This window comes from Ruegeria sp. CDSB022 (assembly GCF_059611145.1).
Genome location: NZ_JBXWOZ010000005.1, coordinates 19,653 through 32,070 on the forward strand (window position 1 = coordinate 19,653; position 12,418 = coordinate 32,070).

The window sequence follows — 12,418 nt, forward strand, 5'->3', positions numbered from 1 at the left end:
CTCAGGTCTGATGAAGCGGATTGCGCTGCAGAAAGGTGTTATAGTGCACAGTCATCTGGTCGTCCGCGATCTGCACAACACCATAGGCTGGCGGTTCATCACAGAATTCCCCGTCAACACTGTCGGCAGTCAGAGGGATTTGGTGATTGAGGCTGGGCAGGCTGGTGAACGGGATGCCACGCCAGTTCACATAGGTCATGCGATGGACATGCCCATAGAAGACGTGGCGAATGTTACGCCCGTGACCGAGTGTTTCAAAAAACACTTCGGCTTCGACCAGGCGGATGTCGTCCACATAGGGAATGCCGATGTCAAAAGGCGGGTGGTGCATGAACAAATAGCAGGGCTTATCCCCCGCCGAGATCAGCTGTTCTTTCAGCCAATTCAAGCGCAAGGTGCACAGCTGGCCTTCATGCATATCCGCACCGTCTTTTGTCGTATCCAGAAAGATAAACTTTCCCGCGTCGATCTCGATGCTGTGCTGAACAAAGCCATTTGAATCCACAGGGTCATCCGTAAAGACCGTTCTGAAAACCTTACGATCATCATGGTTGCCGATCATCAGGTGACAAGGAAGCTGGAAACCGTCCAGATGTGACTTGAGCACCTGATAGGCTTCAGCCCTTCCAAACTCGGCCAGGTCGCCGGATATCACGCAAAACGCTGCATCCGAATGCCATTTGGCGATATCCTCAAGGCAACGGGCAAATTGGGTCGAAGGAACGCCGCCATTCAGGTGCCCGTCTTGGTCAACAAGGTGGATATCTGTGATATGTATGAATTTCATCTACCTGCCCACTTGCCTTGCATGGTTGTCCAAATATGCCAGGCGGCCGGGTTCCATCCCGATTGGATACGACAAAGATTATCCAGATTTCGACAGATCAGTTCCGCCCTGATTTGCCCAGGTCTGATAACGGGCTGAAGGCTCCAAAACAAGAAACGCCGCAGTGCCCAGGGCAACGCGGCGTTGTCAAATTTCGCTAATTGGAAATTAGCTTTGTTTGGTGACCTGAGTGAAGTCCAGCTCGACCGGGGTTTCCCGACCAAAGATCGAGACCGAGACCTTCAGCTTCTGGTTATCGTCATCCACACCTTCGACCATGCCGTCGAAATCTTCGAACGGACCGTCATTCACCTTGACCTTCTCGCCAATCTCGAACGAGATCATCAGCTTGGGCGCTTCTTCGCCCTCCTGGACACGGTTGAGGATCTGGTTCACCTCGGCATCGCGCATCGGCATCGGGCGGCCTTGCGGACCCAGAAAACCAGTGACCCGGTTGATCGAGTTGACCAGGTGATACCCTTGATCCGACATTTCCATATGTACCAGCACGTAACCCGGCATAAAGCGACGTTCGGTTGTGACTTTCTTGCCCCGGCGCACTTCGATCACCTCTTCGGTGGGCACCAGAACTTCGTCAATGTCATCCTCAAGGCCCTGCTCGGCCACCGACGTGCGGATCTGCTCTGCGATCTTCTTTTCGAAATTCGAAAGAACGCTGACCGAGTACCACCGTTTCGCCATGAACCTGTCGTCCTTGTTTGCCTTCGGCCGCATTCCATGTACCGGAAAAGCCGTTATTGAAAATCTGTCGCGTCACCCGGAATAAAAAGCGGCGCACAGCCCGAATCGCCGCACGCCCATTCCGAATAGTACCGCGTCACCTACTCTGACATCGCAAGCTGTGCAAGGGGGCAGCGACGTTTCCGACCTGCCCGGCCCGGTTTAACCGAACATGCCCAGAATCAGCTGCAGGCCACCACGAATACCAAGATCGACCAGCGCAAAGAACACAGCCGTCAGTGCTGCCATGATGAACACCATGACCGTGGTCAGCAACACCTCGCGGCGGGTTGGCCAGACGACCTTTGAAACCTCGGCACGGACCTGCTGAATAAACTGGATCGGATTCATAGTTGCCATTTGGCTTTGTTCTCTCTGCTAGCGGATGGGCCGGACATAACCGGGCATTGAGGCAATTTCAAGGGGGCCGTCAGGGCTTGGGCTTATCGTCCCATTCGTCGCTTAGAATGCGGCGCGCATCGCCTTCGGGGTCGTCATACTGGTTCGACCGAACGGTATAGATGAACGCAAACAGGCCAACCCCTCCCAAAAGCAGGGAAATCGGTATGAGATAGGCCAGAACTTCCATTCAGATCACCTTAGCCGCAGCGCGTTCAGAGAAACGGTAATGGACGAGGTCGACATTGCCAATGCCGCGATCAGCGGCGTGGCTAGGCCCGCAACCGCCAGTGGCACTGCAATGATATTATAGATGGTTGCAATACGGAAGTTCTCGCGAATCCGTTTCGTTGCCTTAACCGCAGTATCGCAGGCACCCGCAATCGGCGACAGGTCGTTACCCAACAGCACGATATCGGATGCCACGCGCGCAGCATCTAGCGCCGAGGCCGGTGAAATCGACACATGCGCCGCGGCCAGCGCCGCCGTGTCGTTCAGCCCGTCACCAACCATCAGGACGTGGCAGCCTTGATCCCGCAGGCTTTGCACATGGGTTGCCTTGTCCTGCGGCAGGGCCTGCGCAATCCATGTCTCAATCCCCAGCTTACCGGCCAGCGTCTCAACCGCGCCTTGCGTATCGCCCGAGATCAAAATGACCTTTTTCCCCTCATCGCGAAACGCCTGAACCGCCTCAGCCGCACCGGCGCGCAATGTGTCCGAGAACAAGAACACTGAAGGCGCCCGCCCTGCTAACGACAGCCAGGCCGCAGTTTGTTCAGCCTCTTGCCCACCGGTCCATTCGGCGCGTCCCATACGCACGGGATGGTCCTGAAAGATGCCTTCGGTGCCGTACCCCGGAACTTCAGAGATCCCCTCGACATTTGCGGGCGTGACCCCCGCTTGACGGGCAGCCTGCGCCAGCGCAACAGAGAGCGGGTGCGACGAGGCCTCGGCCAGTGCCAGTGCGATTTCCAGATCGCCGGGCGCATGATCCGCAAGATTGGTCAGCTCCGGCGTTCCCGAGGTCAGCGTTCCCGTCTTGTCGAACACAACCGTATCCACCTCGGCGAGGCGTTCCAGCGCTGTGGCGTGTTTGATCAGCATCCCTTTGCGGAACAACCGGCCCGAGGCCGCCGTCGTCACCGCCGGTACGGCCAGACCCAGCGCACAGGGGCAGGTGATGATCAGCACCGCCGCTGCGATATTCAGCGCGGTGCGGATATCGCCGGAATAGATATACCAGCCCAGAAAGCTCAGCGCCGACAGGATATGCACGCCCGGTGCATAAAGCTTGGCTGCCTTATCCGCCAGCGAAGTATAACGCGACCGCCCAGATTCCGCGATGGCCACAAGATCGGCCATGCGGTGCAGCGATGTATCCTCACCCACAGCTGTCGCCCGTACGGTCAATGGACCCGTTAGATTTACCTCGCCAGCACTGACCGTCAGACCGGTTTCCGCAAATACCGGCAAGGTTTCACCCGTCAGCAGCGATCGGTCGAGCTCGGATTGCCCGGAAACGATTTCGCCATCCACCGGCATTCGGCCTCCGGGACGTACCAGGATCAGATCACCCACGCTCAGCGTTGCGACGGGCACCTCAACTTCTTGACCATCGGCCAGCCTGATCGCGCGCGGAACTTCCAACGCGGTCAACTCCTCGGCTGCGGATCGGGCGGCGGCGCGGGTACGGTAGTCCAGATAGCGTCCGGCCAGCAGAAAGAACGTCAGGGTCAGGGCGGCGTCAAAATAGGCGTGCTCACCACTCAGCGCGGTTTCCCACAGCGATGTGGCCAATGCCAACAGGATTGCCAACACGATCGGCACATCCATATTCAGGCGACCGACGCGCAAGGCGCTCCAGGCATTGGCAAAGAAGGGCTGCGCCGAAAACGCGATCGCAGGCAAAGCAATCGCTGCCGAAATCCAGTGGAACATGTCGCGCGTTGCATCGGTTGCCCCTGACCAGACAGAGACAGACAGCAACATTACATTCATCGAGGCAAAACCAGCCACCGCCAACCGCATCAACAGGTCGCGACCAGCTTTGTCGGACTGCGTGGCAGACAGGGATCCAGGGTCCAGCTCGTGCGCCTCAAAGCCTACGCGTTCAAGCACCGGGATCAGATCGGCGGCGCGCAGATCGGGCGCGGCTTTGACCATCGCACGTTTCAAGGTCAGGTTCACGCGCGCGTCCTCGACCCCGGGCTGGGCATTCAATTCACGCTCGACCGTGGCAATACAGGCCGAGCAGTGAATTCCCGGCAATGACAGCGCGATCTGCACATCCTGCGGGATCGGCCTTGCGGGCTCTACCGGGGCGGCGATACAGCCGGGGCAAGCTGCGGTGCCAGAGGACATCTGCGCAGACATCCCCTAGCCTTTCACATAAAGCGGCACGCGCTGTGCAAACTCGGCCCCGCTGTGATCTTTGGCAACCAGCCGAATGTTCCAGTTGCCCGGACCCAGCGATGCCGGAGTCGCATATGCAGTCCCGTCGAATATGAAATCAGGAGCAAAATCATCTTTGACATGGGTCGCGCGGCCCACAACGGCCTGCAGGTCAGCCACCTTGACCGGTGCGCCCGTCTGATCGGTTATATGCAGGATCAGCAATCCGCCCGAAATCTCGGCGCGGATAAACCAGCCCAGCGCCTGATGTTCCTTCAGGCGTTCGTTGAATTCCTGGCTGGCGACATAGGAATTCTTGACCTCGAGCCCCGGAAAGGTCTTCACCGCGCTATAGGCCAGAACCAGGTTCACCGTGATGATCACGCCAAAGGATGCAACGAACACAGCAAGCGCATGTTTGCCGGTGAATTTACGTTCAGCCATGTTCAGTTCCCTCGTCCGTTAAACGTGGTGTCCTTATAGGCGCGCTCACCGCTCTGCAGGTCTTCGACCCAGATGCGGACCGGCGTCGTATCCAAAGTTGCTGGCCCGGTGTCGCCCGATGCGACGATGTAAACACGGGTCAACTGTGCCGTATCCGCCGTCACATTGACAGTCTCACCTTCAACCCCCTCGATCTGTATCTTCAGGGCCGGATCACCGGACAGGGTCAGTTGGAATGGGCGGTCCTCGCCATGTTTGTTCCGCAGTCGTACATCATAAGTGTTACGGATAGTTCCGTCAGAAAGGGTTACAAATGTCGGGTTTCGCACCGGCGCTACGGTCAGATCAATGTCAGACCGGATGAACAGGGCGAACAAAAGCGCGAAGCCAACCGCAGACCACATACCCGTATACATGATGGTCCGAGGCCGCAGGATGTGTTTCCAGACATTCTTGGGCGGATGACCGGCGCGTTCACTCGATTCGTCGCTCAACGCCATGTAGTCGATCAAGCCACGCGGCTTGCCAATTTTGGCCATCATGGCATCGCAGGCGTCGATGCACAGCGCACAGGTGATACATTCAAGCTGCTGACCGTCGCGGATGTCGATACCGACAGGGCAGACATTCACACAGGCCATGCAATCAATGCAGTCCCCAAGATCGGAATCCGCGGTCCGCTTGCCTTTGCCGCGCGGTTCACCGCGCCATTCGCGATACCCAACCACCAGAGTATCCTCGTCCATCATCGCGGCCTGAATGCGCGGCCAGGGACAGGCGTAAATACAGATCTGCTCGCGTGCGAACCCACCAAACAAAAAGGTCGTCCCCGTCAGGATCAATATGGTTGTATAGGCGACCGGATGTGCATCTCCGGTCACTAGGTCACGGACCAGCGTTGGCGCATCCGCGAAATAGAACACCCAGGCACCACCCGTTGCCAGACCAATAAACAGCCAAGCGACCCATTTGGTGACACGCAGCCTTGCTTTGTGGAAATCCACCTTTTTCTGACGATGCAGGCGCAGACGGGCGTTTCGATCACCTTCGATCCAGCGCTCGACCAAGATATACAAATCAGTCCAGACGGTCTGCGGGCAGGCATAGCCGCACCACACGCGCCCCAGCGCCGATGTGAACAGAAACAGGCCCAGACCGGCCATGATCAGCAACCCGGCCACGAAATAGAACTCGTGCGGCCATATCTCGATCCAGAAAAAGTAAAAGCGCCGGTTGGCCAGATCCAGCAGCACCGCCTGGTCCGGGAGGCTGGGACCGCGATCCCATCTGATCCAGGGTGTGACGTAATAGATCCCCAGCGTGACCGCCATGATGAACCATTTCAGGTTGCGAAACGGGCCGGACACGCGGCGGGGAAAGATCGGTTCGCGCGCTGCGTATAGGCTGGGGGCGGGGTCGGAATCGCTCACGGGCTGGCTCCAGATGTAGCTGTTCTACGGCGTCTTCTTCCAGATCATACGGGCAGCCACTTTGACATGGGTCAAAAGCGCATCGTAAAGACACCTTTTGTCACATCTTACCAGCTTGCCGCCTGAGCCACCTGATAAATATCTTCACCCCAGGACGAAGCGGCATATTTCCGGTGACAATATGGTATCCGCGCCCGTCGGGTTCGCGGAACAGTTCGACCAATCGACCCGCAATGATATCCGCTTCGACAAAATGCCGCACGGTGGCCGTCACACCCTGCCCGGCGCGCACTCCCTCAAGCAGCAGGTTTCCCGGCAAGGCGATGCGGCCAGCGCCGGGGCTATGGCCCACGCCGTGACGGGCCAGCCATTGCGTTGCCTCCGTTGTGCCGAACTCCTCAAGCCAGGGCAGACGGCTGAGTGCTTTAGGTGTCACAGGTGCCCGCCCAGTCAACAGGGATGGCGCGGCGACAATCACGATCGGACTTTGCAACAGCAGTTCGGCCGTCACATCGGGCCAGTCCCCTGCCCCATATCTGATCGCCAGATCCACGCCGCCCGGGCGCAGATCGACCAACCGGGGCGAGGGATCCAGCGCAAGGTGAATGCCTGGATGCTCGGCCTGAAATGCGGGCAAGCGCGGCATAAGCCATGAAGCTGCGAAAGAGGCCGTCAGCGATACGTGGACCGGGCGATCCTCGGTTGCACGCTTCAGGTCAGTGACCGCCGCACCTATGGCCCCAAATCCCAAATGCAGGGCACGCGCCAGAACCTTGCCCTCGGCCGTCAGGGTCATGGATTTACCGGATCGGTCCAGAAGGGCCAGATCCAGGTGTTTTTCAAGCGCACGCAGTTGTTGGCTGATCGCTGCGTGACTGACATTCAGCGACGCCCCTGCCTGAACAACATTTCCAGTCTCAGCAAAGGCAGAAAAGGCGCGCAAAGCCGCAAGCGGCGGCATATCCATCCAGTTCATCTGTAAGTCCTACTTACATATTGGAATGGTAATTGAGTCGCATTTATCAGGCTAAAGATCAATCCTGATAACAGCGGCAACACAATCCAGGAGGGATCAGATGCTTGCGATACTGGCACGAAGTTTCATGGTAGCCACCAAAACAGAGGCTAACGGCAAAGGCACTGGCACAGATAGCCGTGACCTTGCGCGCGGCAGTTGGCTGCCGGACCATCACTGGTGGATTGAAAAGTCTGGCCCGCGCGAAAAGGCGCATCTGGACTGCACCAATGGGGGCCTGTAGTCTGAAAATAGTAGCACCGGCTGTTCAGGAAACGCGCGAACAGAGAGAACAGCCGGTGCCTTAACCTTCGGGCGGCGAACCGTCCGAAGGTATTCTTTTGGCCTTACTGACCGCCACCCAACTGGTGGACATAGGCCGTCACAGCGCGGATCTGCGCGTCGGTAAGGCGGTTTTCCCAAGCAGGCATTACACCGAAACGGCTATTGGTCACGGTCTCAGTCAATGCCTCTGCGTCGCCACCATAGAGCCAGATCGCATCGGTCAGGTTGGGTGCGCCCTGAAAGACGTCACCAGTGCCATCCTCGCCATGACAGGACGAACAGTTATCTTCGAAGACGACCTTGCCTGCCTGCGCAGCTACGTCATCAGTCTGCGCATTGGTCAGGGACATCACGTATTGAACCACTTGGGTGATCTCGTCATGTTCCAGGATTTCGCCAAATGCAGGCATTTCGGAATAGCGCGCATCGTCGCTTTCCTCGTTGCGAATGCCATAGGCGATTGTGGTCTCGATATCCTCAAGCGAACCGCCCCACAGCCAGGCGTCATCCAGCAGGTTCGGGAATCCTGGTGCACCCTGCGCGCCTGAGCCGTGGCATTGCGCACACCAGGTACGGAACACCGCGCCCCCGGCATTCGCCGCGTATTGCTGCAGTTCGGGATCTGCCGAGATATCTTCAAGCGATGTTTCCACAAGCTTGGCGTTCCAAGGGGCATTCGCCTCTTCAAACGCAATCATCTCTTCTTGTACCAGAGCGCGAGAGGACCAGCCCAAAACGCCAGCAGTGGCGGATTGAACCAAGGGCCATGCGGGATACATGATCGTATAGATCACCGCCCAGAAGATGGTGGCGTAGAATGTCCACAACCACCAGCGCGGCATCGGGTTTTCGAATTCTTCGATACCATCCCAGCTGTGGCCAGTTGTACTCGGATCACCCGGCTGTTTTTCAGGTGTCTTGCTCATTGCCGCGCCTCCTTGGATGTGGCGGGATTGTCGTCGCCCCGCAGGGGCGCTGGTGCATCATCATGCCGAAACGGGATATTCGCGGTGTCCTTGTATTCCTTGCTGGAACCCGGGCGAAAAACCCAGATTATGATCCCAACAAAGAAAACAAAGAGCAGCAGCAACATCCAGCTATCCGCGAATTGCCGTAAGAGTGTATATTCTTCCATCACACCCTCCTTTACCGGTTCGCGTCTGGGGTGAAGGTCGAGAAATCGACCAGCGTTCCCAGCATCTGCAGATAAGCGACCATCGCATCCGCTTCAGTCAGCTCGGGCTGACCATCGAAGTTCCGCACGCTGACCTTGTCACCATAGCGTTCCAGCAGGCCGTCATAGTCACTGTCGGGATCGGCCTGCGCCCGGAAATCCGCCACGGCGTTCTCCAGCATCTCTTCGGTATAGGGCGTGCCTACCAGCGCATTCGCCTTCATGACATCACCGATATACTTACCGTCAATCTTGCGATGCTCGAGGAAGCCGTATTTCGGCATTACAGATTCAGGCACCACCGACTGCGGGTTGCGCAGGTGATCCACATGCCACTGGTCAGAATAACGACCACCGACACGGGCCAGATCAGGGCCGGTGCGTTTGGACCCCCACTGGAACGGATGATCATACATTGATTCAGCCGCCAGCGAGTAGTGGCCATAGCGCTCGACCTCATCCCGCATCGGGCGGATCATCTGACTGTGGCAGACATAGCAACCTTCGCGGATATAGATGTCACGGCCCGCCATTTCCAAGGGGGTGTAAGGGCGCATGCCCTCCACCTTTTCGATGGTGTTCTCAAGATAGAACAGCGGGGTGATCTGCACGATGCCACCGATGGTCACGACCAGGAAGCTGAAGATCAGCAGGAGGGTCGCGTTGGTCTCGAGGATCTTATGTTTGTCGAGAATTGCCATTGCTCCGGCCCTCCTTATTCAGCCGGGACCGCGACGGTCAGGCTGGCCTCTTTGGCCGGCGCTTTCCGCACAGTCATCCACAGGTTGTAGCACATGATCAGCGCCCCAGCGAGGAACATGACCCCACCCAGAGCTCGCACCACATACATCGGGAACTTGGCAGCCACGGTGTCGGCGAACGAGTTCACAAGGAAACCGTTGGCATCCACTTCGCGCCACATCAGGCCTTCCATGATACCTGTCACCCACATCGACGCGGCGTAGAGCACGATGCCGATAGTGGCGAGCCAGAAGTGCCAGCTGACCATCTGCAGCGAATACAGACGCTCACGCTTCCACAAGACGGGCACCAGGAAGTACAGCGCACCAAAGGTGATCATGCCGTTCCAACCCAGCGCACCCGAATGCACGTGACCAATGGTCCAGTCGGTATAGTGGCTCAAAGAGTTAACCGCTCGGATCGACATCATCGGGCCCTCAAAAGTGGACATGCCATAGAAGCCGACCGAGATCACCATCATCCGGATCACCGGGTCCGTACGCAGCTTGTCCCACGCACCCGATAGGGTCATCAGGCCGTTGATCATGCCACCCCAGGACGGCATCCACAGCACGATCGAGAACACCATGCCCAGTGTCGAGGCCCAGTCAGGCAGCGCGGTATAGTGCAAATGGTGCGGACCAGCCCAGATATACAGGAAGATCAGCGCCCAGAAGTGGATGATCGACAGCTTGTAACTGAACACCGGTCGCTCGGCCTGTTTCGGGATGAAGTAGTACATCATACCCAGAAAGCCGGCTGTCAGGAAAAAGCCCACAGCGTTGTGGCCGTACCACCACTGGATCATTGCGTCCTGAACGCCTGACCAGACGATGACAGATTTCGAACCCCAGATGCTGACAGGGATAGTCATGTTGTTGACCAGATGCAGCATGGCGACGGTAACAATAAAGGCCAGGTAGAACCAGTTCGCCACATAAATGTGCGGCTCTTTCCGCCTGACAATCGTCCCAAGGAACACAGCCAGATAGGCCACCCAGACGATGGTCAGCCACAGATCGACATACCACTCCGGCTCGGCGTATTCCTTGGACTGGGTTCCACCCAGCACATACCCGGTCGCAGCCAGCACAATGAACAGCTGGTAGCCCCAGAAAACGAACCATGCCAGATTGCCGCCCCACAGGCGCGCGGCGCTGGTCCGCTGGACGACGTAGAAGGACGTTGCGATTAGTGCGTTGCCGCCAAAGGCAAAGATAACCGCCGATGTATGTAGCGGACGCAATCGGCCAAAATTCAGATATCCTTGTGCCCATTCAAAGTTCAGCACCGGATAGGCCAGCTGAAAGGCGATGAATGTCCCGGCAAGAAAACCAACCACGCCCCAAAAGGCCGTCGCGATTACGCCGTAACGGACCACATCGTCCATGTACTCGCCTGAACGATCTATGAGGATATCTGGCTCATCCGTGTTTCTAAGCGTCCAGATGAACAATCCCGCGGCGATCAACATCACCAGAATTGCATGCACCTGATACGCCAAATCGCGTGCATAATTGGTCCCGATCGCTGCAAACAGCACGATCAGACCAAGCACGATCAGCTTGATGTAATTTGACATATTGCGTCCCTTTGCCATGCTCCGCGCGATTCTTTTTTGTCGCGGAACCCATTTGACTGGTTGTTGTTTTGTCCGAGGACAGCCCAAACTGCTTTGATCTGTATCAAGACAGAATAGCGAATATTGTGACAAGGCTACAGAAATGATTTGGCCGGAATGTCGCAGACGGAACGGCCCTGGAGGCAAGAGGTCAAGATGGCGTATAAGTCCCTTCTCACAGTTCTAACGGAAACGGAACAATCGGCCCCGGCGCTGGCACAGATGGCAGCACTGGCCACAGCCCAGGATGCGCATGCCGAAGCCCTGTGCCTGGGGGTCGATCGCAGTCAGACCGGTTATTACTATGCTGGCGCCAACGCGCTGATTCTGCAGGAGACCCTGTCCCGCGCCAAAGCAGAGGCCGAGGACACCCTGCACTATGCAGAGACCTATCTGAACAGTTCCGGCGTACGCTGGTCTGCAGAAAGCGGCGTGGCCCAGATTGCCGATATTGGTCGCCACGTTGCCCATCGGGCGCGGTTCTCGGACCTTGTTATTCTGCCGCAACCTTACGGAAAAGACCGCAGCGTCGAAGCAGAGCCTATCGTCGAGGCAGCCATGTTCGAAGGTCACGCTCCGGTTCTGGTCATTCCCGAAAACACGACGCCTTTTGACAAGCCCGGTACTGTCTTGGTCGGCTGGAACGAAAGCGTCGAGGCCATGCGCGCCATTCGCTGCGCCCTACCCTTCCTGATCGAGGCCGATCAGGTGCGGATCGTGGTGATCGACCCACCAACGCATGGGCCGGATCGCTCGGACCCCGGTGGGTTGTTGTCCCAGATGCTGTCGCGCCACGGAGTTAAGTGCGAAATCGACGTGCTCAGCAAAACAATGTCGCGTGTATCGGACATCCTGAACCGCCATGCGACGGATACCGAAACAGATATGATCGTCATGGGCGCCTATGGGCACTCCCGATTCCGAGAAGCCATCCTGGGCGGCGCGACACGTAATATGCTGGAACAATCGACTGTTCCGGTGTTCATGGCACATTGAAACGGCAGAGCCGCCCAGCGGGCGGCTTTTATCCGCGTTTCACAAGGCCGATCAGGAAAAGCAGAATGATTGCCCCAATGGTGGCGAAAATAATTGACGAGACCAGACCGCCGCCGACGGCAAAACCAAGGGCTGGGAAAATCAGCCCGGCCAGAAATGCCCCGACAACGCCAACGATGATGTTACCAATCAAGCCGAATCCCCGGCCTTCCATGATCTTTCCGGACAACCATCCCGCGATGGCACCAATAAGCAGCATGGCCAAAAGGCTGCTGAATCCCATGACTTACTCCTGACGCAGTTTCACTGGTCCCACTAAACCACGGTTAAGACAACGGGTCACGCCGTATGTGAA

At 57.5% G+C, this 12,418-nt stretch carries 15 protein-coding genes; 2 read left to right on the forward strand and 13 right to left on the reverse strand.

The genetic code is table 11. The features are described 5' to 3' along the window. Nucleotide 1 precedes the first annotated feature (1 nt). The 8 genes from AC2FIZ_RS10670 to AC2FIZ_RS10705 form a co-directional block, all read right to left on the reverse strand. Nucleotides 2–787, reverse strand: a complete 786-nt coding sequence (locus AC2FIZ_RS10670) for a phosphodiesterase (RefSeq protein ID WP_496689900.1) — start codon at nt 785–787, stop codon at nt 2–4. 207 nt (nt 788–994) lie between these two features. After that, a complete protein-coding gene (nusG, locus tag AC2FIZ_RS10675) occupies nt 995–1,528 on the reverse strand; it encodes a transcription termination/antitermination protein NusG (RefSeq protein ID WP_142637254.1) in 534 nt (177 codons plus the stop codon). A 201-nt stretch (nt 1,529–1,729) separates the two neighbouring features. Then, entirely contained in the window at nt 1,730–1,927 is a 198-nt protein-coding gene (gene secE / locus AC2FIZ_RS10680) for a preprotein translocase subunit SecE (RefSeq protein WP_142636925.1), read from the reverse strand. Between the two features lie 70 nt (nt 1,928–1,997). Then, entirely contained in the window at nt 1,998–2,156 is a 159-nt protein-coding gene (ccoS, locus tag AC2FIZ_RS10685; RefSeq protein ID WP_142636927.1) for a cbb3-type cytochrome oxidase assembly protein CcoS, read from the reverse strand. Nucleotides 2,157–2,161: 5 nt separating this feature from the next. Beyond that, nucleotides 2,162–4,339, reverse strand: coding sequence for a heavy metal translocating P-type ATPase (locus AC2FIZ_RS10690; RefSeq protein WP_496689901.1), 2,178 nt, complete (start codon nt 4,337–4,339; stop codon nt 2,162–2,164). Between the two features lie 3 nt (nt 4,340–4,342). Next, nucleotides 4,343–4,801, reverse strand: coding sequence for a FixH family protein (locus AC2FIZ_RS10695; RefSeq protein WP_271949816.1), 459 nt, complete (start codon nt 4,799–4,801; stop codon nt 4,343–4,345). A 2-nt stretch (nt 4,802–4,803) separates the two neighbouring features. Continuing rightward, nucleotides 4,804–6,231: a cytochrome c oxidase accessory protein CcoG gene (gene ccoG, locus AC2FIZ_RS10700; RefSeq protein ID WP_496791009.1), complete on the reverse strand. Its 1,428-nt coding sequence runs from the start codon at nt 6,229–6,231 to the stop codon at nt 4,804–4,806. A gap of 100 nt (nt 6,232–6,331) precedes the next feature. Further along, complete coding sequence (locus AC2FIZ_RS10705) at nt 6,332–7,207, reverse strand: LysR family transcriptional regulator (RefSeq protein WP_271949812.1); 876 nt, start codon at nt 7,205–7,207, stop codon at nt 6,332–6,334. A gap of 100 nt (nt 7,208–7,307) precedes the next feature. Here AC2FIZ_RS10705 and AC2FIZ_RS10710 point away from each other — a divergent pair, with 100 nt between their 5' ends. After that, nucleotides 7,308–7,490, forward strand: coding sequence for a hypothetical protein (locus AC2FIZ_RS10710; protein ID WP_142636937.1), 183 nt, complete (start codon nt 7,308–7,310; stop codon nt 7,488–7,490). A gap of 103 nt (nt 7,491–7,593) precedes the next feature. On the opposite strand, the gene ccoP is transcribed toward AC2FIZ_RS10710, so the two are convergent. Genes ccoP through ccoN form a run of 4 tightly spaced genes read right to left on the reverse strand, consistent with a single transcriptional unit; the run spans nt 7,594 to nt 11,028 of the window. Then, on the reverse strand, nt 7,594–8,457 hold the full coding sequence (ccoP, locus tag AC2FIZ_RS10715) for a cytochrome-c oxidase, cbb3-type subunit III (protein WP_142636939.1): 864 nt from the start codon (nt 8,455–8,457) through the stop codon (nt 7,594–7,596). After that, on the reverse strand, nt 8,454–8,666 hold the full coding sequence (locus AC2FIZ_RS10720; protein WP_142636941.1) for a cbb3-type cytochrome oxidase subunit 3: 213 nt from the start codon (nt 8,664–8,666) through the stop codon (nt 8,454–8,456). Before AC2FIZ_RS10720 ends, ccoP begins: the two co-directional genes overlap by 4 nt. An 11-nt stretch (nt 8,667–8,677) precedes the next feature. After that, nucleotides 8,678–9,406, reverse strand: coding sequence for a cytochrome-c oxidase, cbb3-type subunit II (ccoO, locus tag AC2FIZ_RS10725; protein WP_142636943.1), 729 nt, complete (start codon nt 9,404–9,406; stop codon nt 8,678–8,680). 14 nt (nt 9,407–9,420) lie between these two features. Continuing rightward, nucleotides 9,421–11,028 (reverse strand): cytochrome-c oxidase, cbb3-type subunit I, encoded by a 1,608-nt coding sequence (gene ccoN / locus AC2FIZ_RS10730; RefSeq protein ID WP_142636945.1) that lies wholly within the window; start codon nt 11,026–11,028, stop codon nt 9,421–9,423. A 195-nt stretch (nt 11,029–11,223) separates the two neighbouring features. On the opposite strand from ccoN, the gene AC2FIZ_RS10735 reads away from it, so the two are divergent. Continuing rightward, nucleotides 11,224–12,063, forward strand: a complete 840-nt coding sequence (locus tag AC2FIZ_RS10735) for a universal stress protein (RefSeq protein ID WP_271949806.1) — start codon at nt 11,224–11,226, stop codon at nt 12,061–12,063. Nucleotides 12,064–12,091: 28 nt separating this feature from the next. Here the strand turns inward: AC2FIZ_RS10735 and AC2FIZ_RS10740 are convergent, their stop codons facing one another. Then, a complete protein-coding gene (locus AC2FIZ_RS10740) occupies nt 12,092–12,346 on the reverse strand; it encodes a GlsB/YeaQ/YmgE family stress response membrane protein (protein WP_142636950.1) in 255 nt (84 codons plus the stop codon). Nucleotides 12,347–12,418: the final 72 nt, after the last annotated feature.